This window comes from Treponema saccharophilum DSM 2985, from assembly GCF_000255555.1.
GTDB lineage: Bacteria > Spirochaetota > Spirochaetia > Treponematales > Treponemataceae > Treponema_D > Treponema_D saccharophilum.
Map to the genome: position 1 here is coordinate 15034 of NZ_AGRW01000036.1, position 24400 is coordinate 39433.

Below are 24400 nucleotides of genomic sequence, written 5' to 3' on the forward strand. Positions count from 1 at the left end.
CCAAGGAGCCTCACACATGCCAATGAAAAGCATAAAACTCAAGCTAGTCCTTGCAAATGTAGGACTTATCGTCTTTTCCGCACTTCTCATAACGCTGCCTATCATAATGATACAGTACAGCTCGAAGATGGAGGAGACGAACGACGACGCGGAGGACAAGATTCTTCAGGGGAACCTCAAGATATCGAATTTCCTGAACGAGCCTATAACGATAATAAACAACGTCAGCTGCTACCTGAAATCGCATGAAGACAACCAAGAATCCATCGAGAATTTCTTCGAATACCTTCTGAAGGGCAAAGACACGTTCTCGGAGCTTTATTATTCGGGCGCGGTTCCCGTAAAGGACGGCGGATTCTTCTGGGCGAACGACCGCTGGGCGCCGCCCTCCGATTACGACCAGACGACGCGCGCATGGTACAAGGCAGGACGGCAGACGGCGAACGGAAAAATCTCGATTTCCGACCCGTACCTCGACAGCGTGACGAATTCGATGGTCGCGGCGCTCTCGACAAGCATCAACAGGAACGGCGAATTCTGCGGGGTAGCCGCAATCGACATTCAGCTTGACGAGCTCAACGAGCTCGTCGCCCCGATAAAGCTCTCCCGCAGCGGAAAATCGTTCCTCCTCGACAGGTCGGGGAAATACGTCACGAACCCGGACACGAGCCTCCTCATGAAAGCGAATTTCTTCGAGGAATTCGACCTCCAGAAATTCCAGGGGAACATAACGGTCGGGAAAACGTTCTTCACCGCGAACGACGGGAAAGGGCGCTATTTCGCCGCGCGCGGAATTTCGGACGAGAGCGGATGGATTTTCGTGACGATTGGACCGAGGCACGAGCTTTTCGAGAATCTCCAGAAGAACATCATCGCAATACTCTTCCTCTCTCTTGTCTCTGTCGGCATCGGACTTCTCATCGCGTTCATCATCGCGCACACAATCGTAAGGCCTATCACCATCGTCAAGGACACGATAATCGGAATCGCGGAGGGAAACGCCGACCTCACCAAGAGAATCAAGTCCTCAAGCAACGACGAGATAGGAATCCTCGTCGCGGGATTCAACAAATTCTCCGAGAAGCTCCAGAACATCATCGGCGACGTCAAGCACTCGAAGGAATCTCTCATCGACGCGGGAAACGACCTCTCGGACAGCTCCCATGCGGCGGCAAGCGCGATAACGGAGATTCTCGCGAACATCGAAAGCATGCATTCCCAGATAAACAACCAGCACAACAGCGTCACGGAGACGGCGGGCGCGGTCAACGAGATTGCGTCAAACATCGAGTCGCTCGAGAGGATGATAGACAACCAGTCGCAGAGCGTCAGCCAGGCGAGCGCGGCAGTCGAGGAGATGATTGGGAACATCCGCTCGGTGAACAACTCCGTCGAGAAGATGGCGGACTCGTTCACGGAGCTTGAGGAGACGGCGCGCAACGGAATCTCGAAGCAGACGGCGATGAACCAGCGCATCGAGCAGATTGAGAGCCAGTCGCAGATGCTCCAGGAAGCGAACCAGGCGATAGCGTCAATCGCGGAGCAGACGAACCTCCTCGCGATGAACGCGGCAATCGAGGCGGCGCATGCAGGAGAGGCAGGAAAGGGCTTCAGCGTCGTCGCTGACGAAATCAGAAAGCTTTCCGAGACGTCGCAGGAGCAGTCGATGACAATCGGCGAGCAGCTCAACGCAATCCGCGAGTCGATAACGACGGTCGTAGGCGCATCGGAGCAGTCGAGCCAGGCGTTCGGCTCCGTGTCGGACAAAATCCAGGAGACGGACCAGCTCGTCAGGCAGATAAAGGCCGCGATGATTGAGCAGATGGAAGGCTCGCAGCAGATAAGCGACGCCCTCCACACGATGAACGACAGCACAATCGAAGTCCACTCGGCATCGGCGGAGATGAGCGAGGGCAACAAAGCAATTCTCGAGGAGGTCAAGAACCTCCAGAACGCGACGACCCTCATGAAGGGCAGCATGGAGGAGATGTCAATCGGAGCGCAGAAAATCAACGAGTGCGGAACGACGCTCGGCGATGTCTCCGGAAAGATGAGCGACTCCATAAAAGCAATCGGAAGCCAGATAGACCAGTTCAAAGTCTGAGCCTCATGCGGAAAGATGCGCGCGGGATTTTCCCGCGCGTTTTTTTTTCTGGGGAATTCTTAAAAAACGCGCGTTCCTGTATACTCTGCGGCTCAGGAGAAAAACATGGAAGATTTTTACAGGATGCTCTGCGCGAAGCTGTCCGCGCTTGTCGATGGGGAGAGAAATCCCGTTCCGAACATGGCAAACGCGGCCGCCCTCCTCTTCCAGGATTTGGAGCGGATAAACTGGGCGGGATTCTACACAATGACGGACGGGGGATACCTTCTTCTCGCCCCGTTCCAGGGGAAACCCGCATGCATACAGATTCCGTTCGGGAAAGGCGTGTGCGGAACCGCGGCAGAAACGGACTCGACGCAGCTTGTCGACGACGTCCACTCGTTCAGCGGGCACATCGCATGCGACGCGGCCTCCCGCTCAGAGATTGTAGTTCCCATACACGGCAGGGACGGGAGCGTCGTCGCAGTCCTCGACATCGACAGCCCCGAAACGGCGCGTTTCACCAAGGAAGACAAGGCGGGGCTTGAGGAAGTCGCCCGGATAATGGAAAAAGCCTGCGACTGGCACTAAATCCCGCGGAAAAACGGATTCGTCCGAGTTTATTTGTGATATAGTGTCACCATGAACGACATCAGCCATGTATTCACATTCTGGGAAGACCTTACGGAAAAGGAGCGCGCATCGCTTTCCGATGCGGTAAGGACCGAGCGATACGAGAAGGGAACCCTCATCCACCAGTCGGAAAACGGCTGCAAGGGCGTAATGGCAGTGACGAAAGGCTCGCTCAGGGTCTACTGCGTCTCCGACGAAGGAAGGGAAGTTACGCTCTACCGCGTGGAGGCGGGGGACATCTGCGTTCTTTCTGCGTCATGCCTCATGGAATCGATTGTGTTCGACGTGCTGATAGAAGCCGAGGACGACACCGAAGTCCTCGTCATCCCGCCGCACGCCCTCCACAAAATCGAGGAGCAGAACCCGCGCGCGAGCCTTTTCGTCTACAAGAACGCCACGGAAAAATTCTCGGAAGTGCTCTGGACGCTCCAGAGCCTGCTGTTCATGAAAATCGACCAGCGACTTGCCAGGTACATCCGCGACGAGGCGAAGCGGAAGGGCAGCAGCATAATCCAGACAACGCACGAGGAGCTTGCGAGGCAAATCGGAAGCGTCAGGGAAGTCGTGACGAAAACGCTGAAATACCTCGCGGACGAAGGCGCCGTGGCGCTCGGGCGGGGGAAAATCGAGATAACGGACGAGCAGAAGCTCCGCCGTTTCTGCTGACGCCCCCGCCTTTTTCACGAAGCACGAGGAAGTCTCAGTTCGCTGAGGGCGCGCCTTCCGAACCGCTTCCATCGTCCGCGAAGCTTCCGAGATATTTCTCGACGACGCGGCGCGCGAATTCGCTGTTCGCGGGAAGCGCTTTCTTTATCTCCGAATCGGGAACGAACATAAGGACATAGACCGTTCCGTCGTCGCCGATAAAACGGTCGGCGCGGATAATCCCCGCGATTTTCACCGACGCGACCGCCGACTGGAAATCCTTCAGCTCCTGCGAGCTTTCGCCGTCGGCGCCCGCCGCAACAGATTCCTGCTGGGCTATCGCGTTGACTTCCTGCTTTATGTAGAACGCAATCTGCGCCTTTCCGTCCAAATCAGCAGCAGTCGTCGATGATTTCACGTCGGCATACTTTGCCTCGCCGGAAGCGAAATACCCCTCCTCGTCGACAGGCCCCCTCCAGTAATAGCCGTTCTTGTTGTAGCGGCTCTTGAACTGCTGGCCTACCCAGCTCGGAAGCCCCATCTCCTCATTCTGCTTGAACGCGGCCGTATCGCGCGCATCCCCCGTCGGCTTCGTCGCGCAGCCGGCAAACGTCCCGAGCAGCACGGCGGAAAAAACTGCACCAATAATTTTTTTCATAAAACCCCCATATATTTTTCTCCAAAACCGGAAACGGAATTGGCTGTTGACCTAATTCATCTGGGCCATGGCGCCGACGACAGCCCCTCCAATCCATGTCAGCACGGAAACGGGAACCGTCACGACCGTCCCCACAAGCCCCGCGACGGCAGCGGTCGAGGCGGCATCGGCGGCGGCGGAACAGGAAACGGACATCTTGTTCCCGAACACCTGCGTCTCGACTGGAATTATCTCCTCGCCGTCGGCACGCGACAGGACAGAAACATCCCTGTCGAACCTGTCCACGGTAATGACGTTGCTCGTAAACGGAATGTGATATTCGGGATAATACTGAATTCTGTTCGCCTCCCGAGCCGCCGCCGCGGTCTCCTTCGCCTTCCTGTAATCGGGCATTTTCCAGTACGCGTTCCCGTACACCACGGCGCTGTATCCGCCGGAAAAATTGTACAGCGCGTAACCGGCGCATTTCAGTGCATTCCACGCGGAGGCCCCGGCGATGACGAACGGCTTGCCGAGAAACGAATAGAGAATGAACCCCACGTCGGGCGTGCTTTCCACCCTGACGCGCTCGGATTCCTTCACGGAACGGAAAAACTGACCGGGCGCGTTTTTTTCGGGAGCGAAACCCACGCGGCTCGCCACGGCGCCCGGCATTTCCGGCACGTCCTGGGCGGCGCACTCTTCGTCGTCTTCCTGCCGTTCCTCATCGAAAGCGGAGAACGACTCCTCGCTCAGCGTCTTTTCGTCGCGCATGAGGATATCCGTCCCCGACACGAGCCAGCCATCCCTGTACAGCCGGCTGCTCGCCTTCGTATACACGCGCGTGCTCGTGCAGGAGCACGCAACGACAGGAAAAAGGACGGCGAATGCAAAAATTTTCATGCGGTTCATGGCAATCTCCAAATAATGCGGCGCGCGTTCGGAAGCGAAGCCTCCGAAAAAGTGTAACACTTTTTCGCGCAATCAACAAATTGTCAGGGAACCGGACTTTCCTGCGACGGCGGAAAAAATTCCGCGTTGTGTGACTTAATCACATACGGCGAACAGAAAAAAAGCTAGAATCCCGAAGAAAACGAAAATCAATTCTGGAGGTTGAGCGATGGCGAACCGTAAAACGGCCTTCGTGGACGTCTCGCATTGCGCGGCATGCGGCGCATGCGCGGCAGTATGCCCGAGAGGGGCGATTTCAGTCATCGGAGGATGCTTCGCGCAGGTGGATTCGGAAAAATGCGTCGGGTGCGGTCTTTGCGCGAGGACATGCCCGGCAGGAACGATAACGGCATCATATGCGGGAGGCAGGTCGTGAAGCAGAAAAAATGGTACAGCAGGCTTTGGATATGGTCCATCGCGTATTTCGCGCTCGGGTTCTTCAACATACTCTTCGCGTGGCTCGGGCTTCTCGATTTTCTCATCCCGCTCGTCATCGCAGCGGCGGGCGGTGGAAAATGGTTCTGCAACAACATGTGCGGGCGCGGGCAGCTTTTCAACGTGCTCGGCTCGTCGCTCAAGATTTCCCGCGGGAAGCCGACGCCAAAAGCGATATCGTCGAGGGCATTCCGGCTCGCTTTCCTTGCGTTCTTCCTTACGATGTTCGCTGCGATGGTCTTCCAGACGTACCTTGTCGCAAGCGGAGCCGAATCGCTAAGGCAGGCGATAAAGCTGCTGTGGACGTTCCGCGTCCCGTGGTCTTTCGCATACCAGCCGGGAATTATTCCGGAAGGTTTCGAATGGATTGCGCAGTTCGCGTTCGGATTCTACAGCATGATGCTGACCTCCACGATAATCGGGCTTGTCTTCATGGCGGCGTACAGGCCGAGAAGCTGGTGCACGTTCTGCCCGATGGGAACGATGACGCAGGAAATATGCAGGCTGAAAGCAGGAGCGAAAAAGCCGCACGACGGCAAATAGACGGGAGAAGCCGGTTTTTCCCGACTTCCCCGTCAAAAAGGCGCGCCCTCCGGCCTAGCGGAGCTGGGTGCGGCCAATCTCGTTCTCCATGCGCCATTTTATGCATCGGTTGAGATAATCGACGTAATCGGCGTTGCGGCACATCCCCTTCCCCTCGATGTCCGATATCTTCGCGACATCCTGGCCGTTGCATTTGACGACCTTCATGACGATGTTGAGCGCGGGAACGTCCGTGTCGTTGGAAAGGAACGTCCCGATTCCGAACGCGACGCGGCAGCGTGAGCTGAATTTGTCGTGGAGCGCAGTCGCCCGCCCGAAGTCGAGGCTGTCGGAGAAAAGCAGCGTCTTCGTAATCGGGTCTATTCCGAGCTTCTCGTAATGGCGGAGCATCTTCTCGCCCCAAACGAACGGGTCGCCCGAGTCGTGCCTCACGCCCGAGAAGAGCGTCGCGTACGTGAGCTGGAAGTCGCGGAGGAAGCAGTCTGTCGTAATCGTGTCGGTAAGCGCGGTGCCGTTCAGGATTCCGTATTCCTTGACCCATGCGTCGAGCGCGTACCAGTTCGAGTATGCGGGATTGTGCTTGTGGTTCCCCTGACCCGCGCACATTATCCACTCGTGCGCCATCGTCCCGACGGGAGTCACGCCGTACTTCCGCGCAAGCTCGACGTTGCTCGTGCCGACGAAATGCGACTCGGCAAAGCGGGAATCGTTGTCGCGGAGCATCGACACGGCAAGCTCCTGAGCGCGCGCCGAAAGCCTTCTCCGCAACCCGAATTCGCTGAAATTCCCGAGCCGGAACGAGCCGTCGCAAAGCGCCCCGATTTTTTTTGAGAGCTTCCGCTCGAACTGCCCGAAAAGCTCGTCGGAATCGTACGCATAGCGGAAATAGACCTCGTTCACGATGGCGAGAATCGGAATCTCGTACATCGACGTGTTCAGCCACGTCCCGCTCGCCTCTATGCGGAGCCCGCACGGCGCGTTCCCGTCAATCGTGAAATCCTCGTAGCGCGCGTGCCAAAGCCTGAGAAAATCGACGTAGCTTCCCTTTATCCACCGTATTTTGTCGAGGTAGGCAAGCTCGTCCTCCGTGAAGCGCAGCTCGCAGAAGAGCCTGACCTGCCTCCTGATTTCCTCGACCATCTCCGGCGTGAACTTGACGTCGGAATTCCTGCAGCGGAAATCCCATGTCGTCTTGTAGTCGCTGAACTGATGGAAAATTGCCTGCCCCATCGAAAATTTGTAGGCATCCTCGCACAAAAGGCTCGTTACTACCTGTGATTTATCCAGCATATTGCCGTCCCCCTTTTTCCTTGTTATGTTCATTTTAACAATATCACAGTAAACGTCAAGCAAAATACGCGCGAAAACAAAAAAAAGACGCCGCGGAAAACGGCGTCCATAAAAACGCGGAGCCATCAAGCCCCGTGGCTCATTTCGAGTCCTGCGCACCGCCCTGAGCGTCCTTCTTCGAGGCCTCCTCGGCGGCAAGCTTCGCCTCCCAGTCGATGCCGAGGATTTTAGCGGCCTTTATCGCGTTGGCGTTCGACTTCTTCTTGTCCTTTCCCGCAAGGTCGGCGAGCTTCTGGACCTCCGGCGTCAGCGACGAATAGCGCCCCTTCGCGTAAATGTCCAGCCCGGTTCCCTGCGTCGAGACGTCCTTATTCCCCATGTAGAGCCTGCAGATTTCCTCGAATTCGCTCCTCCCGTACTTGGCGAATTCCTTGCCGAGGGCGTAGCGCAGGGGCTTCCGGTGGTCGTCCTTCAGCACTTCCTCGGCGAGGGCGATTATCTCCTTCGTGCCGGCATTGTTGAATTCGAGCAGCGCAGTCGCGACGCGCGCCTTGGTGTCGTCGCCGACCTTCTTCTTCTCGGTTATCTGCGACACGAGATACTCGTTTCCCTCCGGAGTGTTCAGCTCGGCGATTACGGGCCAGCACGCCTTCTTGACCGAATACTCGGGATCGTTCTTCGCCCTGTAGACGAGATACGGGACGGCGGAGGAAAGCCCCATCTTCTTGACGGAATCGACGGCCTCGAGCCTGACTTTCGGGTGGCTGTCCTTCAGCGCCTGGATTATGATGTCGCCGACATCGGACGGGGTGAAATTCGACAAACCCTTCACGACATACGTCCTGAGGTTCGGGTCGCGCGACTCGAACACGGACGAGAGTATGGAAAGCGAGTCCTCCCTGCGCGACGAATCGGACGCGCCGATTTGCCCGATAGCCTCCGACGCGTACATTCTGACGAACGTGTTCTCGTCATCGTCCTGCGCCATCTCCGAAAGCTTGTCGAACGTCTCCGATGCCTTCAGCAGGCCGAGCGTCTTAACGAGGTTCTGCTTCTGCGGAAGCGTCAGCTCCTCCCTGTCGAAATACTCGGCGAGGTACATCGCCTCGTCGCTGCCGCCGATTTTCCCGAGCGCCGTTATCGCCGAATCGTAGAATTTCTCGTTGTCGCCCTCAAGCAGGCTCTCGACGGCGGGAATCGCGGCGGTTGTCTTCATCTCGCCGAGGTACGCGAACGCCGCGTTGACGGTGGACGTCGGCTCGTCGAACGGGTCGTTCAGAATCATAACGGCGTAGTCCTCAAGGCACGGGTCTCCCATCGTCCTGAAGAATTCCATGATTTTCTCCTTGACGGCGCTGCTCTTCGACTCCTCGTAGAGGTCGTACGCCTCGTCGACGAACCTGACGTCCTTCTTCTCAGCCATCTTCCCTAGAAGCTCGACGACCTCGTCCTCAAGCCCGAATTTGAGGATGTCGGCATTTTTCTTGCGCCCGTCGGGATCGGTATTGTCAAGGTCGCGGATTTCGTCGGCGCTGCCCGCGCGCGGGCGTTTCTGCGCGGGAACGTCGCTCTCGCCCGCCTTTGAATACTGGGATTTCTCCTGCGTTTTCTCCTCCGCCGAATCATCGTCGGCAAAAAGATGTGCCGCCGGAAAAAGAAGGAGCGCCGCGAATGCGACCAGAACAGCTTTTCTCATCATGAACCTCGCTCGTGACTGTCAGATTATGTTGCCCGCATGGTAGCGGCGGAGGAAATCGGAGCGGTACTGCTCGAACCTGTCGCCGTCTATCGCTGCCCGTATCTCCGCGACCATGTTGTGGAGGAAATACAAGTTGTGGTAGCTCGCGAGCGTGCAGGAAAGAATCTCCTGCTCCTTGAACAGATGCCGGAGGTACGCGCGCGAGTACGTACGGCAGACCTTGCATCCGCACTCTTTATCTATCGGAGAAAAATCGCGCTCGAACCTCTTCTGTTTTATCGAAAGCGGCCCGTCGTGCGTGAAATAGCTTCCGTTGCGCGCGTTCCTCGTCGGAAGGACGCAGTCGAACATGTCGATGCCGGAATGGACGGCGTCGAGGATGTAGTCCGGCGTCCCGATTCCCATGACGTATTTCGCCTTCTCCTTCGGAAGGTGGCGCACGGTGAAGTCGAGCATCGACGCGAAGATTTCTGGCGGCTCGCCCACGGAAAGCCCGCCAATCGCTATCGCCGGCAAATCGAGCTTCGTGACGAATTCCGCAGAGCGTATCCTCAAATCCTCGAAGAAATTTCCCTGGACAATCGGGAGGAGGATTCCCTTGTATCCCTCGTCGCGCTTCTTGAGCCACTCCTCCTTCGCGCGCGCCGCCCAGTTCTCCGTCACGTCGAGCGCGCGCAATGCCTCGTCCTTGCCGATTCCCCAGCCCGTGCAGACGTCAAGCACCATCTGTATGTCGGAATTGAACTGCGTCTGAACGTCGACGACCTTCTCCGGCGTGAAAAGATGGCGCGAGCCGTCTATGTTGCTCTGGAATTCCGCGCCCTTCATCGTAATCTTCCGCAGCTTCGAGAGGCTCCAGACCTGGAACCCGCCCGAATCCGTGAGGAAATTCCGCTTCCACTGCGAGAACCCGTGCAGGCCGCCTGCCTGCTCGATGATGTCGCTGCCCGGGCGCAGATAGAGATGATAGGTGTTCGCGAGGATTATCTCGAAGCCGATTTCCTCAAGGTCGTCCTTCGTGAGCGCCTTCACCGTCGCGTTCGTCCCGACCGGCATGAACACCGGGGTCCTGACGTCGCCGTGAGGAAGGTGGAGCGTTCCGCGGCGGGCCATTCCGTCGGCGGACTCGTGATTGATGTCAAAAATGTTTTCCATAAAAAATCTCCTAAAAAAAAGCAAAAAATCCGCCGCCCGAAAAAGAATCGCCCCGCGGAACAATCCCTACGTGCGGGCGTATTTCAGGACGACGGCAGAAATCGCAACGAACAGAAAAACGGGGAACCACGCCCCCATGAGCGGCGTTATCGCGCCGAATTTCGCCATCAGCATCGTGACCATCTGTATGACGTAGAACAAGACGGACGCGCCGATGCACGAGCCGAGGCTTATGAGCATCACGTTCTTCCGAGACTTCCCGCTCAACCCTATCGAAAGGAACACCACGATGAACACGATGAACGGGAACGCGAACTTCTTGTAGTAGAGGCTCTGCGCCTCCGCGAACGGAAGCCCCGCACGCTGCAGATGCTCGATATACACGCGTGCGTCCGCCGAATTCACGCCCTCGACGCTGACCACGTTCTTGCGGAACGTCTGCGGCGGCTCGACGAGACGCGGGATGATATCGGAACCGATTCCGCCGGCGGAGATGCTCCTCGACTCCCCGTCATCGGAAAGCGAATACTGCACCCCGTTCGACAGGACCCAGTGCCCCGCCTCCGCATTCCACGACGCATTGTCGGCGCGAATCACGGCGCGGAGGCTCTTGTCCTCGTTCCTCACGACGACGATGATGCCGACGAGCTTCTGCGCCTTGTCGTCGTAGAATTCCGCCTTGTAGACGATGTTCCCGTTCTCGCCGATGACGACAATCTTGTCGTTGTTCTCGCTCTTCTCCTTGTTCAGCGCCGAATCCTGCTCCGCGACCTTCCTCGCGTACGTCGGGACGACCACCTTGTCGTCGAACAGGAAAAGCCCCACCGAAAGGAGGAACGCGAAAACGAGGAGCGGGAACGCGAATTTCCTCAGCGAGATTCCCGAGGCGAATATCGCGACAAGCTCGTTCGACGCGTACAAGTCCGAGAGCGTGTACGAGACCGCGAAGAGAATCGCTATCGGCGTCGAGTACCAGACCGTCTTCGGCAGGTAGAGCAGCATTATCCGCGCGACCCTCAGCCCGGAAACGCCGTTCGAGATGTAGTTCCACAAATTCATCATCATGTCGACGAGAAGGAGGATGAACGCGAAAAAGCAAAGCGCGCCGAAAAACAGCGGGACGACTTTCCTGAAAAGATACTCGACGATTTTCAACGCCCGACCTCACTTCCTCAAAAGCCTTATGTAGAACGCAAGCCCCACGAAACCTATGAGGATGTCCGGCGCCCACATCGTCGCGACGCCGTAAACGCCGCTTTTCGACGAGAAAATCTGCCCGACAATGCTCACCGACCAATAGAAGACCGAGATGAGAAGACCGATTATGAGCCCTATCGTCTGCCCGTTATGCTTCCCGAACAGAAGCGCAAGCGGAAGCGCGAGCATCGCGAAGAAAACCGAGCCGAACGGCATCGAGAATTTCTTGCTGAATTCGAGCTTGTGCTGGTTCATCTGCTTCCTCGTGACGCCCTCGTCATGCTTCATCTCCTTTATGCGCTTGTACAAATCGAACGAGGTCATCTCGCGCGGCGTCGTCCGCTTCGTCATGTTCCCGAGCGACGACTCGAAGATGTTCAGCTCCATATCGTCGGAAACCATGAAATCGTAGGTGCGCTTGTCGTTCCTGTCGAGGAAAAGCACCGACGAATTGTTCATCTGCAGTTTCATCAGCACGCCAGGCTCGGACGATTTTTTCACCACGGACGAGTCGGCGACGATGATGCGCTGCTTCCCGTCGGAGCCGGTGTCGAAGAAAATCAGGTCGCTCACGCTCTCGCCGTCAACCTGCCCGATGACGAGCGTCTTGTCGTTCGTCCGCTTCACCGAATTCGACTCAAGCTCGACTGCGGGGTTCGATGTCAGAATCGACCGGTAGAGCCTGTTGTATTTCAGCGTGCCGAGCGGGAGCAGGTAGTCGTTCACGAAAAACGAAGCCACGGAAATCACGATACCCAATATCAGCACGGGAACGAGGACGAGCCGGTAGCTCTGCCCCGACGCGCGCAATATCAAAATCTCGTTGTCGGTTGCGAGCCGCCCGAGGCACATTAGGAACCCGACGAGCGTCGCGAACGGAGCCGACTGCGCGATTACCATCGGAAGCGAATACGTTATCAGCCTCACGACGTCCATCACGGGAACGCGTTTCTTCAGGATGTTCTCCGCGACGAGCAGAATCTGGTTGACGAAGAAAACCATGAAGAAGAAAAGGAACGCTATGAAGAAATAAAGGAAAAGCTCCTTCAGTACATAGCGGACGAGGACGAACCTGTTCACGCCGACGCCGCCTTTCCCGTCATCCTCCTGCATCAGATAGCGCACCGATTCCGCCGCGTCCGTAAGCCCCGACGCGCCGAGAAGAAACGCGATTGCCGCGAAAAGGCTGTTCAGCGCGTTGAACCGGAACAAAACCTGCCACAGCGACCTGAAGAACGAGACGAGCCACGCGCGCGCCCTGCTGTAAAGCCACACGCGCCTGTAATAGCGGTAGAGCGTGCGGCTCCGCCTGACGAGCGGCCTTTCCTTCACGGATGAAACGAACGAGGAGAAAATCGCGGAGATGAAGTTTTCTTTTTCCATCGGCGAACCGAACAGCACCCGAAGCTATTTTCCCGTCGAGCCGAACCCGCCTTTTCCGCGCTCGGAATCAGAGAGGACGTCGACCCGGCAGAAATCGGCGACGGTGACGGGCGCGACGACAAGCTGCGCGATACGCGCACCGTTCTCGACCACGAACGGCTCGTCCCCCAGGTTCACGAGCAGCACCTTGAGCTCGCCGCGATAATCCGAATCTATAGTTCCCGGCGTATTGAGCACCGTGACGCCGTTCTTGAAAGCCAGCCCGGAGCGCGGGCGGACCTGAATCTCGTACCCGTCCGGAATCTCAAACGACAGCCCCGTCGGAATTAGGGCACGGCATCCGGGATTTATCACGACATCGCCGGAGACGAAGGCGCAGACATCGCAGCCGGCAGCACCGGCCGTCTTGTATTCGGGAATGACAGCCCCGTCGAGGGCAACGCATTTTATTTCTATTTTCATGCCGGAATTATAACGAAATCGGCCCTCCGTTGGTAGACGAAAAAAGCACGCCCGTTTTCCGGACGTGCTTTTGCCGCACCATCATAAATGACGCGCGATTACTTTCCTTCGATTGCGTCGATATAAGAAAGGTTCAGCCTTCCCATCTTGTCAACCTCAAGGAGCTTGACCGGAATCTGCTGTCCTTCCTTAAGCACATCCGTGACCTTCTCCACGCGCTGGCGCGAAAGCTTCGAGATGTGGCACAGCCCCTCTTTTCCGGGAAGAATCTCGACGAACGCGCCGAAATCCATAATGCGCTTTACCGTTCCGTTGTATATCGTTCCGACCTCGGGGTCTTCGCAGATTCCCTTGACGGCAAGCTTCGCTTCCTCGGCTGCCTTTCCGGTCTTTCCGTAAATCTGAACGGTTCCGTCGTCCTCCGTATTGATTGTGACGCCGTACTGCGCGCAAAGAGCCTTGATGTTCTTTCCGCCGGGACCGATGAGCGCACCAATCTTGTCGGGGGAAATCTTCATCGAAAGGATTTTCGGAGCGAACGGGCTTATCGGCTGCGGACGGTCGATGCACTTCTCCATGATTGAGAGGATGTGCAGCCTTCCGGCCTTTGCCTGAGCAAGCGCCTTCTTCATTATCTCGGTCGTGACGCCGGCAATCTTGATATCCATCTGGAATCCGGTGATGCCGTCTTTCGTTCCGGCAACCTTGAAGTCCATATCGCCCAAGTGGTCTTCCTCGCCGAGAATGTCGGAGAGAATCTGATACCTGCCGTACGGGTTGTCGCCTTCCTGCTCCGTGATGAGACCCATCGCGATTCCGGCGACCATCTTCTTCATCGGAACGCCCGCGGCCAAAAGCGCGAGACATCCGCCACATGTCGAAGCCTGAGAAGAGGAGCCGTTCGACTCCATGATTTCAGAAACGACGCGCACCGTGTACGGGAATTCCTCCATCGACGGAATCATCGGCGCCAGAGAGCGGCGGGCAAGGTTTCCGTGACCGATTTCGCGGCGACCCGTGGTGAGCCTGCCGACCTCGCCGACTGAATACGGCGGGAAATTGTAATGGAGGATGAAATTCTCGCTTCTCTCCCCGTCGATGTCGTCGAGAATCTGCGCGTCCATCGCAGTTCCGAGCGTACAGACGGCAAGCGACTGCGTCTCACCGCGCGTGAACAGGGCGCTTCCGTGCGGACGGGGAAGGACGTTGACCTCGCACGTTATCGGGCGAATCTCGTCGCATTTTCTTCCGTCGATGCGGATTCCCTTGTCGAGGATTGACTTCCGGAGAAGGTTGTACTGAATATCGTCGTAGCACTGGTCGAACAGCTTCTTCTGAACCTCGTCCGCGAACTGCTCCTTGTGGTTTTCGATAATCTGAGCCTTTGCAATTGCAATCGCGCGGCCGCGGTTCATCTTTCCGTCCTGGAAGCACGCCTTCTCGAGGAGCGGCGTCGCCTCGGCGATGAGCGCATCCCTGTTCTCAAGCTCCACATTCAGCGGGGCGAGCGGAAGCTTCTCCTTGCCGCACTTGGCGACAAGCTGCTCCTGAAGCTCGCACATGGCAGTGATGAAGCCCTGGGCCTTCTCGAGCGCGCCGAGCATTATCTCCTCGGAGACCTCGTTCGCGCCGCCCTCGACCATTGTGAAGCCGTCCTTTGTTCCGGCGACGACAATCTCAAGGTCGGCCTCTTCCTGCTGCTTGAACGTCGGATTGATGACGTAATCCCCATTCAGATAAGCAACACGAGCCGCGGCGACCGGTCCGTGGAACGGAATGTCAGAGATTGAAACAGCGGCGGATGAAGCAATCACCGCGAGAATGTCCGGCGGATTAACGCCATCGGAAGAAACGCACGTCGGGACAATCTGAATCTCGCGTCCGAACGACGGCTCAAAAAGCGGGCGCATCGGGCGGTCGATGAGGCGGGAAACCAAGATTTCCTTGTCCTTCGGCCTACCCTCGCGCTTTATGAATCCGCCGGGAATTTTGCCGGCAGCATAGTATTTTTCGTTGTATTCAACGGTAACGGGAACGAAGTCGAGTCCTTCTTTCACTTCTGACGAAGCGCAGACTGTCGCAACAACCGCAGCGCCGGCGAACTGCGCGTACACGCACCCGTTCGCCTGCTTTCCGATTTTGCCAGTCTCGAGAACCAATTCATCGTTTCCGATTTTGTAAGTTACTCGATTTATAGCCATTTTTTACTCTTTGCTTTACTTGCGGAGCCCAAGCTCCTTGATGAGTTCGCGGTATCCCTCGAGGTTTGTCCTCTGGAGGTACTTGAGGAGCGCGCGGCGCGCACCGACAACCTTGAGAAGACCGCGTTTAGCGCCTGAATCCTTCGGGAAGTTCTTTGTGTGCGCTGTGAGCTGCTTGATTCTCTCAGTGAGGATAGCAACCTGAACCCTTGTGTTTCCAGTGTCCGACTCATTAGCTCCGAATTTCACAACGAGTGACTTTGTTGTCTCTTTTGTAAGTGCCATTTTACTTACTCCTTAAAAAATATTTTCATCTGGACAGCCGAACTGAACTGCAAGAACACATCCGCCAATCAATTTATCGGAGAAGGAAAGGCGAAGGATTCCGTTCTCCAACATACAATCGGAACGATATGCACGTACATTCGCAGACGGCTGCTTTACTCCAGATTCTTCCTGCTTTTGGGATTTCCTGCCGTCACCAACCGCGACGACCGCGACGACATCGTAACGCCCGTCAGGAGGCAGCATCTGTATTCCGGATTTTCGCGCCGACAGGCAGACCTGCCCGCCCCCGCGCGACTCGCTCCACTCGAATCCTGTGCAATCGAGCGCGAAAGGGCGCTCCAGCATGAAACGGACGGAAGCGAAATCAGCACCAAGAATGCATTCTCTTACGCGCGAGGAGGAGACCCTCTGCCCCTGATACAGGACGGAATCTATTGTCGAAAGCGAAAAACCGCCGTCACGGCAGAACCCGGAAATCATCGCCATATCCGTGGAACCGTTGTACCCGCAATGAAAATCCTTTCCCTCGGAAAGGTGCCTCATCCCGCAAAGCTCCACGAGCGACCTCAAGAAATCAATGCCCTCAATTCTAGCAAAATCGGGAGAAAAGTCAATCACGATTGCAAAGCAGAACCCCTCGGACGCGAGGACGCCGAGCTTCTGCGGAAGAGAAGCGATGTCGCCCGGATAGACGGCAGGATTCTTCAGCGCGCGGAGCGATTTCGTGAACGTGACGACGCCGGGAACGAGCCCATCCGCCCGTTTTGAAAGCGCGGACGCGAAAAGCGCGTCATGCCCGATGTGCGGTCCGTCGAAGCTTCCGATGGTGAGCGACGTCCCCCTCGACCTGAAATCCGCGCTGAATTTCCCGCCGACGATATCGTCCCATGAATAGACGACAAAATCCCTGCGCGGCGGAACGACGAAACCGTACGAAAATTTCCCGCCCCGCTTCTCGATTACGCCGCCGAAAGCGCCCTTCGGATAGAAGACGGCAAGCTCGGCATCAGCCCCCGCCGTCATCCCCGACGAAGCGCGCGTACCCGCAGCCCTGAAAAACGCATCCATGACGCGCGCGTTGAGCGGGCGCCCGTTCGAATACGAATCGACAAAATACGGGGAAATCTCCACCGGGAACATTCCGCAATATTCCGCGAGAGACGGCTCCATGCCCTTCATCCCGCCGAGAATCTCCTTCCGGAGGGATTCCTCCGACTCCTCGTCCATGCGCCGCTCCGCCCCACCGCGCGGATGCTCAAGAAGCGAGGGAATCGTGAATTCGTCGAGGGCGGAAAACCCCGCGGCATCGCTGAGGCTGAACGGCCCCACGGCCGTTCTTCGGAGAGCGGCAAGATGGGCGCAGGTCCCGCAGCGGACGGCGATGTCGCGCGCGAGCGAGCGGATGTACGTCCCCTTCGAGCACCTAACCTCGAGGAGCGCGTATTTGTCCATGAAATCGACGATTTTTATCGAGTATATCGTTATCTTCCTCGCCGGCATCTCAACGGTCTTCCCGTCGCGCGCAATGTCGCTCGCGCGTTTTCCCCCTATATGGAGCGCGCTGAAAAGAGGCGGAACCTGCTCGATTTCGCCGACGAATTCCGGAATCACCGCCTCGACGTCGGCGCGCGACGGGACAAGCCCGCCCGACACGACGATTTTTCCGGTCGGGTCGAGCGTGTCCGTCTCGGAACCGAACTCGACGAGGGCGAGATACGTCTTGTCGAACCCCGTTATGTGGGGCACCAGCCGCGTAAGCCTGCCAGAAAGGACGACGAGAAGTCCGTCAGCGAACGAATCGAGCGTCCCCGTATGGCCGACCTTCCCCGTGCCAAGCGCGCGCTTGACCGAAGAAAGCGAAGCGAAACTCGTCCTCCCGAACTGCTTTGCGAGGAGGATTACGCCAGACTCAGGCTCCTTTTTATTTTCCGTTCTTCCCATCTCAAACCTCAAAAACAAAACAGCCCCGCACCGCAAGAAAAACCGGCGCGGGGCTGTCGTTCACTCAAACATTCTCCGACGGTTCCGCTGAGCCGCCGGACGAATCGGCCTCGCGGGAAGCCGCGTCAGCAGCCTCCTGCTTCTCAAGCCTCGTGAGCTTGTTGACCATCATGAAGCCTTCCTTCATGCCCTCGTCAACGACGAACGTGAGCTTCGGGAATTTGCGGATTGTCAGTTTGCGGGCGATTGACGACTGGATGAAACCGGCCGCGCTGTTCAGCCCGTCCACGCCGACCTTCAGCTGGCTGTCCGAAAGGAAGCTCGAAACATAGACCGTCGCATAAGCCAAATCCCTCGCGACCTCGACCCTGTTGACGCACAGGTGCGCCGAGACGCGCGGATCCTTCACCTGCTCCTTCGCGATGAGCATCGAAATCTCGTCGCGAATCTGGTTTCCCAGACGGAGCATCCTGAATTCACCCATATGCTACTCCTCCTCCGCTGATGCTGAAGCCGCCTTGAGCGCCTCCGCCTCCTTCTCCTTTGCCTGGGCGATGGAGTCGTTCAGCGTGCGCGTGACCTCGACATACTCGAAGACCTCAAGCGTATCGCCGACCTGAATGTCCTGCCAGTTCTCAAGCCCGATACCGCACTCGTAGCCGTACGTGACTTCCTTGGCGTCGTCCTTGAAGCGCTTGAGAGAAGAAATCTTGCCCGTGAATTTGACGATTCCGTCGCGGATAAGGTTCACGCTGCTCGAGCGCTTGACGACACCGTCCGTGACGTAGCATCCGGCGATGACCCCGACCTTCGGAACGCGGAACGTATTGCGTACCTCCACGCTTCCGGTAACCTCTTCCTTCGTATCCGGCTTGAGCATTCCCTCCATAGCGGCGGTGATTTCCTCGACGCATTTGTAGATGATGTTGTACTTGCGGATATCGACCTTCTCCTGCTCGGCGAGAAGCTTCGCCTTCGGAGTCGGGCGGACATTGAAGCCGATGATAATCGCGTTCTCGTCGGCAGCGGCGAGCGTGACATCGCTCTCGTTGATTGCGCCGGCTGACGAATGGATGACGACGAGGCGGATTTCCGGAGTCGAAAGCTTCTCGAGTGAAGCCTTGAGAGCCTCGGCGGAACCCTGCAGGTCGGCCTTGATGATGACCTTGAATTCCTTGACCTCGCTGGCAGCGATATCGGTAAGGAGCGTGTCAAGGGACGTCTTCTTGACTGCCTTCGCAGCCTCGAACCGCTTGAGCTCCTGCCTCTTGGCGGAAATGGAGCGGGCGTCCTTCTCGCTTTCCGTGACTTGAATCGGGTCGCCCGCGTTCGGCATCGCCTCGAGTCCGAGGACCTCGACCGGCATTGACGGGGTCGCTTCCTGAACGCGCTCTCCGCGGTCATTGAACATGGCGCGGACACGTCCCGAATAGATTCCCGCGACAATCGGGTCGCCCACCTTGAGCGTGCCTGACTGCACGACGACAGAAGCAACGACGCCGCGCCCCTGATCGACGCGCGACTCGATGACCTTTCCCTCCGCGCGCGTGTCATACGGCGCCTTGAGCTCGAGCACCTCCGCCTGGAGGAGAATCGCGTCGAGAAGGTCGTCGATTCCGAGCCCCTTGAGAGCAGAAATCTTGACGTACATCGTGTCTCCGCCCCATTCCTCGGGGGTAAGCCCCTGCTCGGAAAGCTGCGTCATGACGCGGTCGGGATTCGCATCCGGCTTGTCTATCTTGTTCACCGCGACGATTATCGGAACCTTCGCGTCTTTCGCATGGCTGAGCGCCTCGAGCGTCTGCGGCATCACGCCGTCATCGGCGGCGACGACGAGGACGACGAGGTCGGTAATCTGCGCACCGCGGGCGCGCATCATCGTGAACGCCTCGTGTCCCGGAGTATCGAGGAACGTGATTGTTCCCTTCTCCGTGTGAACCTGATAAGCACCGATTTTCTGCGTGATTCCGCCGGCCTCCCCAGCCGCGACGTTCGTCTTCCTGATTGCGTCGAGCGTCTTCGTCTTTCCGTGGTCGACGTGGCCCATGACCGTGACAATCGGCGGGCGCGCCTTGTGGTCCTCGACGTTGCCTGTATCGCTCTCGATTACCGTCTCATCGTAGAGGCTCACGAGATGGACGTCGCATCCGTATTCCGACGCGACGAGCGTCGCCGTGTCGGAATCTATCGACTGGTTTATCGTGACCATCATGCCCATTCCCATGAGCTTTCCGATGATGTCGCTCGCCTTGAGGTTCATCTTCTTGGCGAGGTCGGAGACCGATATCGTCTCCATTATATCGATTGTCTTCGGGACTACGCTTGTCTGGGCAGCCTGCTTCTTCTTGTAGAGCTCCTCCTCGTCGAAAAGCTCCTCCTTGTCCTTGCGCTGCTGTCCGTAAGCGGGCTTCTTCGCCTTGTTGAACTGCTTCTTGCCTGCCGGAACCGGAATGGGTGCGGGAGCCGCGCCGAAACCGGGACGGCCGCCGAAACTGGGACGACCGCCCTGACCACCGCGGTTGAACCCGCCCTGGCCGCCACGGTTGAACCCGCCGCCCTGGCCGCCCTGCCTGTTGCCGAACCCGCCCTGACCGCCGCGGTTGAACCCGCCGCCCTGGCCGCCCTGTCTGTTGCCGAATCCGCCCTGGCCGCCGCGGTTGAACCCGCCGCCCTGGCCGCCGTTCTGCCTGTTGTTGAGATAATTGTCGCGGGCTTTGTTCCCGTTGAATCCGCCGGAGCGCTCCCCGCCACGGCTTCCGCGGTATCCGCCGCGGCTTCCGCCCGAGAGGTTTCCCGCGCGCACGTCGGGGCGCGTGGAGACAAGCTCAAGCGTGCGCCTCGGCTTCTCTCCGCGAGAACCGTCTGAAGGCCTGCTCTCGGAGTTTTTTCCGTCGGCCACGCCCTCAGTCCGCTGCACGGGCTTCTTCTCCTCGTCGGAGGGAGCGTCCTTTCCCGGAAGGGGCTTTTTCACGACGCGAACCTTGTCGCGCTTCGCGGCATCGCCCGACGCCGAAGGACGCCTCACTATGATTTTCTTTCCGCGCGAACCATTGTCGCCAGAACCATCGGATGACGAATGAGAAGGCTTGCCTTCCTGTCCGTTGCCGCGCTTGTTAAGGATAAACTGCTTTTTTTCTGATTCTTCTGCCATATTCTCTCTCAATTTCCTGACTGTTTTCCACAAACCGGCCGTGCCGGTTTACTCCGCGTTGTAACGGACGAACGAGATGGGAACCCCGCACTTCGGACATTTCGTCATGTCGGGAGTCACTTCCGCGCCGCACTCCGGGCAAACGTGCTCTGCCTCGTCCTCCGCAGCCTCCTCTTCATCCTGCTCAGAATCGTCATCGACGATTTCGACGTAATTATGAATAATACCGAACAGATTTTCAATTTGCTCGCCCGTCAGCAAATTCGAATCCGCAAGCGTTCCGTCGTAATACGCGTCGACAAACGCCTGAAGGTCATCGAATTCCGACTTCCTGAGGATTGCCGCCACGTCGGCGTCGACTTCGGGAATATCCGACACGCGGGAGATATCGACGACCTCCTCGTTGTCCACGGCGTTCTCCGGAAGGTTGAACAAACCGTCCACAGCGCGCTTCGAGTAGACGCTCAAATCCATTTCGGCAGCATCGCTCTCCGTCTTGACGTCGATGCTCCAGTCGCAGAGCTTGTTCGCGAGGCGGACGTTCTGCCCCTGCCTTCCGATTGCGAGCGAGAACTGCGAGTCGGAGACGATTGCGAGGGCCTGCTTCTTGTCGGAGTCGGTTATGATTACCCGCTTCACCTCCGCCGGCGACAGCGCGTTCTTTATGAAGATTTCCGGGTTCTCGTCGTATTTGAGGACGTCGATTTTCTCGCCCTCGATTTCCTTGATGACGTTCTGAATCCTGACGCCCTTGAGCCCGACGCACGCGCCGACGGGATCGACGTCATCGCGGGTGGAGGCGACGGCAATCTTCGTGCGGTAGCCGGCAGTCCTGACGCACTTCTTTATCTCGACAATCTTGTCCTGAATCTCGGGAACCTCAAGCTCGAGGGCGGCCTGCACGAATTTCGGGTCGCTCCTGCTCAAGACAAGCTGGACGGAGGACGAGACGGGCTTCACGTCGACGACGAGAGCCTTGATTCTGTCGTTCTTGTTGTACTGCTCTATCGGGCTCTGGAATTTCTTCGGCAGGACGCCCTCGATTTTCCCGAGGTCGACGTAAATGTTGTCGTGATGCATCCGCTGGTAGTAGCCGATGATGATTTCCCCGACCTTCCCCCGGTACTCGTTGAGGAGCCTGTTCTTCACGGACTCGTTGAGTTCCTGATGCGCGGCCTGCTTTCCCGTCGATACGGCGGAGAGCGGCAGCTTCTTCGTGTCGATGATTATGTCAATCTCGTCGCCCAGCTCGCACTCGCTCGAAAGCTTGAGCGCGTCCTCCAGCTCTATCTCTATGACCGGGTCATACACCCCGTCGACTATCGTCTTCCTTGAATAGACGGCGACATCAGACATGTCGTCCTCGAATTTCACGACGCAGTTCTCCGCCGTCCCGAACGCCCTCTTGTAAGCCGCTTTCAGCGACATCTCGAGCATCTGCTTGATGGAGTCGATGGAAAGCCCCTTCTCCTGAACCAACTGCTGAATAGCCTCTGACATCTGTGACATTTTTCCGTACCCCCTGATTGAAATCCCGATTGATTTTTCTTTCCTACAGATGGATGAACTTCGCCTTCGCGATATCCTGATAATCCACGGTGCGAACCGTGCCGTCCTCAAGGCTAAGGGAAAGCCTCTCCGAATCGGACGAGACGAGGACACCGCCAATCCAATCGGACGCCGACTTGGAGAACACGCGGATTCTCCGCCCCGAGAAGAACTGGAATTCGGCGGCGTTCTTTATGTTCCGCTCCATTCCAGGCGACGAAAGCTCCATCGAGACGTTGTCCGTCCCGAGAATCTCCTCAAGCCGCTCAAGAAGGACGCGGTGCACCTTGGCGCAGTCGTTCACGCTTATGCTTTCCTCGGGATTCTTCCCCGAGACGACAGCCTGAATCTGGACAACCCCGCGCTGCGGCGAGACCTTCAGCTCGACGAGATTGTAGCCGAGACCGTCGACGACCTTCGCGCACTCATCGTAATGCTGGTACGAACCCAAGGGAATGTATTCCATGACCGACCTCCACTCTGCATTTCCAGAAAATAAAAAAGACCCGTCTGAGACGAGTCCATTCTAAATGACCTATTAAAATGTACTGTTGGATTCTAGCACCGCAGGAAAAACATGTCAACCGAAAAGGAAAACGCGGGGGAATCATTCGACGGAGAAGCGCTGTATCCCCATAATATCGTCCTTCACGCCGAGGAAGCGGACGGCTATCTCCCGCGCCTCGCGCGCCGGGTCGAACGACGGGTCAAGGGAAAGCGCGCGCTCCCATTCGAGGACGGCCTCCTCGATTCTGCCGGACGCATAGAGGGACACGCCCGCGATGTAATGAGAGTCGACCTTCTCGCGGAGGGCGGCGCGCCCGCGGTCGCCGAACCTCATCCGGGCGGAAAGGCTTATGTGGTTCACGGGATTCGCCGAGGAGGTCAAATCGAACGTGTAGTTGACGTTCACGACGGCGCGCATGACGGAAAAACCGCCGCCGAAGCTTATCCTCGGGTTCGCGCCCTGAAGGAGGAAGCCGAAATCGAAGGACAGCCTCTCCATGACGGAAAGCTCGACGCCCGCGGCGGCAGACCACAAGCCGCTCGACGAAAGCGACAGGAGGTTCACGGGCTGGCGGAATTCGGCGGAAATGAGGAGCGTCTTCGCCGCGCGCCACGAAAAACCGGCAGCCACCCGCGTCGGAAGCGCGTCGTCAACCTCCAGCGACGAGCCGAACCCCGTAACAGACAGGCCCGCGTTCATGACGGAAAAGCCGAGCGACAGGTTCGGGTTCCTGTCGCTGAAAAACTTCGCCGCGTTGAAGCGCACGATTGCCCCGAAATCGAGCATGAGGGCGGCGGCGGACTGCTCGAGCCCGGAGCCGGATATGACGGAATCGGTTTTGTTGTCCGTATAGTCGGGGACGTCGCGCCACGCGGCACGCGCCGATCCGCCCAAAGCGATGCCCCGGAAATTGTATCCCGCACGGAAGTTGTACGACACGTTGAGCGCGGCGGAAGTCTCGCTGTAATAGGAGCCGGCAACGCTGTCGCCGTAGAGGTTGTATTCGGTGAACGGGACGTAGAAGCACTTGAGCTGCGCGCCGTACCCGAGGTTCCCGTCACGGGCGGTGGCGGAGACGGTCTCCATCGCGGAATCGGCAATCCACGCGTTGTGGCACACGGAAACCTCCGTCCGCTCAAGTATGCAGCTCGCGGCCGGGTTGTAGTCGAAGAACGAGCTGTCGTCCCCGAGCGCGACGCATGCCGTCCCGAGGCTTTCCGCCCTTCCGCCTGATGGAATGTTGAGCGACCGGAAAACCGTGAGCCCCTCGTTCCCGTCGACGAAAGACGAGAAGACGTCAGACAGCCCGCCGGCAGTCCCGACAAGGTCGAGCGCGTACGGGCATGCAGAGAAAACACACGAGAAGACTGCGACTGCGATTTCCTTCCGGAACGCGCCCAAAACGCGCGGAGCCCGGACGATTCCTTTTCCTTTCATGCCACTTTTCCATCCATCACGCATCAGCGAACAATCAAAAACGCCCCCACACATCCGCAAGCGAACGCCCCGAAAAAAAACGCCCGGGGTCATGTTCAGGCGGACAACCATGTTATAGTAGACGTGTCAGGAAACGTCGTTCCCGGACACCTGTATTCTACATCAGAAAAAACACAAAATCCCGCCGCGGGCGGAAAAAACGGGCGGAACGCC

General features: G+C 57.7%; 21 protein-coding genes. 5 read left to right on the forward strand and 16 right to left on the reverse strand.

Going from position 1 to position 24400, the window contains the following annotated elements:
• Positions 1 to 16: 16 nt before the first annotated feature.
• The 3 genes from TRESADRAFT_RS02955 (at position 17) to TRESADRAFT_RS02965 (ending at position 3382) form a co-directional block, all read left to right on the forward strand.
• Entirely contained in the window at positions 17 to 2104 is a 2088-nt protein-coding gene (locus TRESADRAFT_RS02955; RefSeq protein ID WP_002702700.1) for a methyl-accepting chemotaxis protein, read from the forward strand.
• Positions 2105 to 2209: 105 nt separating this feature from the next.
• Complete coding sequence (locus tag TRESADRAFT_RS02960; RefSeq protein WP_002702702.1) at positions 2210 to 2674, forward strand: GAF domain-containing protein; 465 nt, start codon at positions 2210 to 2212, stop codon at positions 2672 to 2674.
• Between the two features lie 51 nt (positions 2675 to 2725).
• Complete coding sequence (locus TRESADRAFT_RS02965) at positions 2726 to 3382, forward strand: Crp/Fnr family transcriptional regulator (protein ID WP_002702704.1); 657 nt, start codon at positions 2726 to 2728, stop codon at positions 3380 to 3382.
• Positions 3383 to 3416: 34 nt separating this feature from the next.
• Here the strand turns inward: TRESADRAFT_RS02965 and TRESADRAFT_RS02970 are convergent, their stop codons facing one another.
• Together TRESADRAFT_RS02970 and TRESADRAFT_RS02975 are read right to left on the reverse strand one after the other, a co-directional pair.
• The gene (locus TRESADRAFT_RS02970; protein WP_002702706.1) at positions 3417 to 4019 is read right to left on the reverse strand and encodes a hypothetical protein; all 603 of its coding nucleotides are present in this window, start codon (positions 4017 to 4019) and stop codon (positions 3417 to 3419) included.
• A gap of 51 nt (positions 4020 to 4070) precedes the next feature.
• Positions 4071 to 4910, reverse strand: coding sequence for a hypothetical protein (locus tag TRESADRAFT_RS02975; protein WP_002702707.1), 840 nt, complete (start codon positions 4908 to 4910; stop codon positions 4071 to 4073).
• Between the two features lie 208 nt (positions 4911 to 5118).
• On the opposite strand from TRESADRAFT_RS02975, the gene TRESADRAFT_RS15575 reads away from it, so the two are divergent.
• Positions 5119 to 5325: an ATP-binding protein gene (locus tag TRESADRAFT_RS15575; RefSeq protein WP_002702709.1), complete on the forward strand. Its 207-nt coding sequence runs from the start codon at positions 5119 to 5121 to the stop codon at positions 5323 to 5325.
• Positions 5322 to 5927: a 4Fe-4S binding protein gene (locus TRESADRAFT_RS02980; RefSeq protein ID WP_040842204.1), complete on the forward strand. Its 606-nt coding sequence runs from the start codon at positions 5322 to 5324 to the stop codon at positions 5925 to 5927. Before TRESADRAFT_RS15575 ends, TRESADRAFT_RS02980 begins: the two co-directional genes overlap by 4 nt.
• 54 nt (positions 5928 to 5981) lie before the next feature.
• On the opposite strand, the gene pncB is transcribed toward TRESADRAFT_RS02980, so the two are convergent.
• The 14 genes from pncB to TRESADRAFT_RS03050 form a co-directional block, all read right to left on the reverse strand.
• Positions 5982 to 7217, reverse strand: coding sequence for a nicotinate phosphoribosyltransferase (gene pncB / locus TRESADRAFT_RS02985; protein ID WP_002702711.1), 1236 nt, complete (start codon positions 7215 to 7217; stop codon positions 5982 to 5984).
• A 139-nt stretch (positions 7218 to 7356) separates the two neighbouring features.
• The gene (locus TRESADRAFT_RS02990; RefSeq protein WP_081478469.1) at positions 7357 to 8916 is read right to left on the reverse strand and encodes a HEAT repeat domain-containing protein; all 1560 of its coding nucleotides are present in this window, start codon (positions 8914 to 8916) and stop codon (positions 7357 to 7359) included.
• Positions 8917 to 8934: 18 nt separating this feature from the next.
• Positions 8935 to 10071 carry a tRNA guanosine(34) transglycosylase Tgt gene (gene tgt, locus TRESADRAFT_RS02995; protein WP_002702714.1) on the reverse strand — a complete coding sequence of 379 codons (1137 nt, stop codon included), beginning with the start codon at positions 10069 to 10071 and terminating at the stop codon, positions 8935 to 8937.
• A 66-nt stretch (positions 10072 to 10137) separates the two neighbouring features.
• Positions 10138 to 11226, reverse strand: coding sequence for an LptF/LptG family permease (locus TRESADRAFT_RS03000; protein WP_002702717.1), 1089 nt, complete (start codon positions 11224 to 11226; stop codon positions 10138 to 10140).
• Between the two features lie 9 nt (positions 11227 to 11235).
• A complete protein-coding gene (locus tag TRESADRAFT_RS03005) occupies positions 11236 to 12651 on the reverse strand; it encodes an LptF/LptG family permease (protein WP_002702719.1) in 1416 nt (471 codons plus the stop codon).
• Positions 12652 to 12675: 24 nt separating this feature from the next.
• Positions 12676 to 13113 carry a dUTP diphosphatase gene (dut, locus tag TRESADRAFT_RS03010; protein ID WP_002702721.1) on the reverse strand — a complete coding sequence of 146 codons (438 nt, stop codon included), beginning with the start codon at positions 13111 to 13113 and terminating at the stop codon, positions 12676 to 12678.
• Positions 13114 to 13211: 98 nt separating this feature from the next.
• Entirely contained in the window at positions 13212 to 15314 is a 2103-nt protein-coding gene (gene pnp, locus TRESADRAFT_RS03015; RefSeq protein WP_002702723.1) for a polyribonucleotide nucleotidyltransferase, read from the reverse strand.
• Positions 15315 to 15329: 15 nt separating this feature from the next.
• Complete coding sequence (gene rpsO, locus TRESADRAFT_RS03020) at positions 15330 to 15599, reverse strand: 30S ribosomal protein S15 (RefSeq protein WP_002702725.1); 270 nt, start codon at positions 15597 to 15599, stop codon at positions 15330 to 15332.
• 12 nt (positions 15600 to 15611) lie between these two features.
• Positions 15612 to 17543: a tRNA pseudouridine(55) synthase TruB gene (truB, locus tag TRESADRAFT_RS14895; RefSeq protein WP_002702727.1), complete on the reverse strand. Its 1932-nt coding sequence runs from the start codon at positions 17541 to 17543 to the stop codon at positions 15612 to 15614.
• 64 nt (positions 17544 to 17607) lie between these two features.
• A complete protein-coding gene (gene rbfA / locus TRESADRAFT_RS03030) occupies positions 17608 to 18027 on the reverse strand; it encodes a 30S ribosome-binding factor RbfA (protein ID WP_002702729.1) in 420 nt (139 codons plus the stop codon).
• Between the two features lie 3 nt (positions 18028 to 18030).
• Positions 18031 to 20694: a translation initiation factor IF-2 gene (gene infB, locus TRESADRAFT_RS03035; protein WP_002702731.1), complete on the reverse strand. Its 2664-nt coding sequence runs from the start codon at positions 20692 to 20694 to the stop codon at positions 18031 to 18033.
• Between the two features lie 48 nt (positions 20695 to 20742).
• A complete protein-coding gene (gene nusA / locus TRESADRAFT_RS03040) occupies positions 20743 to 22203 on the reverse strand; it encodes a transcription termination factor NusA (RefSeq protein WP_002702733.1) in 1461 nt (486 codons plus the stop codon).
• A 43-nt stretch (positions 22204 to 22246) separates the two neighbouring features.
• The gene (locus TRESADRAFT_RS03045; RefSeq protein ID WP_002702735.1) at positions 22247 to 22708 is read right to left on the reverse strand and encodes an LSm family protein; all 462 of its coding nucleotides are present in this window, start codon (positions 22706 to 22708) and stop codon (positions 22247 to 22249) included.
• Between the two features lie 141 nt (positions 22709 to 22849).
• The gene (locus tag TRESADRAFT_RS03050) at positions 22850 to 24187 is read right to left on the reverse strand and encodes a UPF0164 family protein (RefSeq protein ID WP_002702736.1); all 1338 of its coding nucleotides are present in this window, start codon (positions 24185 to 24187) and stop codon (positions 22850 to 22852) included.
• Between the last annotated feature and the right edge of the window lie 213 nt (positions 24188 to 24400).

What these genes read in the sequence shown, in the direction of transcription:
- TRESADRAFT_RS02955 (WP_002702700.1), top strand. Translation starts at nt 17, where the DNA reads ATGCCAATGAAAAGCATAAAACTCAAGCTAGTCCTTGCAAATGTAGGA.
- TRESADRAFT_RS02960 (WP_002702702.1), top strand. Translation starts at nt 2,210, where the DNA reads ATGGAAGATTTTTACAGGATGCTCTGCGCGAAGCTGTCCGCGCTTGTC.
- TRESADRAFT_RS02965 (WP_002702704.1), top strand. Translation starts at nt 2,726, where the DNA reads ATGAACGACATCAGCCATGTATTCACATTCTGGGAAGACCTTACGGAA.
- TRESADRAFT_RS02970 (WP_002702706.1), bottom strand. Translation starts at nt 4,019, where the DNA reads ATGAAAAAAATTATTGGTGCAGTTTTTTCCGCCGTGCTGCTCGGGACG.
- TRESADRAFT_RS02975 (WP_002702707.1), bottom strand. Translation starts at nt 4,910, where the DNA reads ATGAACCGCATGAAAATTTTTGCATTCGCCGTCCTTTTTCCTGTCGTT.
- TRESADRAFT_RS15575 (WP_002702709.1), top strand. Translation starts at nt 5,119, where the DNA reads ATGGCGAACCGTAAAACGGCCTTCGTGGACGTCTCGCATTGCGCGGCA.
- pncB (WP_002702711.1), bottom strand. Translation starts at nt 7,217, where the DNA reads ATGCTGGATAAATCACAGGTAGTAACGAGCCTTTTGTGCGAGGATGCC.
- TRESADRAFT_RS02990 (WP_081478469.1), bottom strand. Translation starts at nt 8,916, where the DNA reads ATGATGAGAAAAGCTGTTCTGGTCGCATTCGCGGCGCTCCTTCTTTTT.
- tgt (WP_002702714.1), bottom strand. Translation starts at nt 10,071, where the DNA reads ATGGAAAACATTTTTGACATCAATCACGAGTCCGCCGACGGAATGGCC.
- TRESADRAFT_RS03005 (WP_002702719.1), bottom strand. Translation starts at nt 12,651, where the DNA reads ATGGAAAAAGAAAACTTCATCTCCGCGATTTTCTCCTCGTTCGTTTCA.
- dut (WP_002702721.1), bottom strand. Translation starts at nt 13,113, where the DNA reads ATGAAAATAGAAATAAAATGCGTTGCCCTCGACGGGGCTGTCATTCCC.
- pnp (WP_002702723.1), bottom strand. Translation starts at nt 15,314, where the DNA reads ATGGCTATAAATCGAGTAACTTACAAAATCGGAAACGATGAATTGGTT.
- rpsO (WP_002702725.1), bottom strand. Translation starts at nt 15,599, where the DNA reads ATGGCACTTACAAAAGAGACAACAAAGTCACTCGTTGTGAAATTCGGA.
- truB (WP_002702727.1), bottom strand. Translation starts at nt 17,543, where the DNA reads ATGGGAAGAACGGAAAATAAAAAGGAGCCTGAGTCTGGCGTAATCCTC.
- rbfA (WP_002702729.1), bottom strand. Translation starts at nt 18,027, where the DNA reads ATGGGTGAATTCAGGATGCTCCGTCTGGGAAACCAGATTCGCGACGAG.
- infB (WP_002702731.1), bottom strand. Translation starts at nt 20,694, where the DNA reads ATGGCAGAAGAATCAGAAAAAAAGCAGTTTATCCTTAACAAGCGCGGC.
- nusA (WP_002702733.1), bottom strand. Translation starts at nt 22,203, where the DNA reads ATGTCACAGATGTCAGAGGCTATTCAGCAGTTGGTTCAGGAGAAGGGG.
- TRESADRAFT_RS03045 (WP_002702735.1), bottom strand. Translation starts at nt 22,708, where the DNA reads ATGGAATACATTCCCTTGGGTTCGTACCAGCATTACGATGAGTGCGCG.
- TRESADRAFT_RS03050 (WP_002702736.1), bottom strand. Translation starts at nt 24,187, where the DNA reads ATGAAAGGAAAAGGAATCGTCCGGGCTCCGCGCGTTTTGGGCGCGTTC.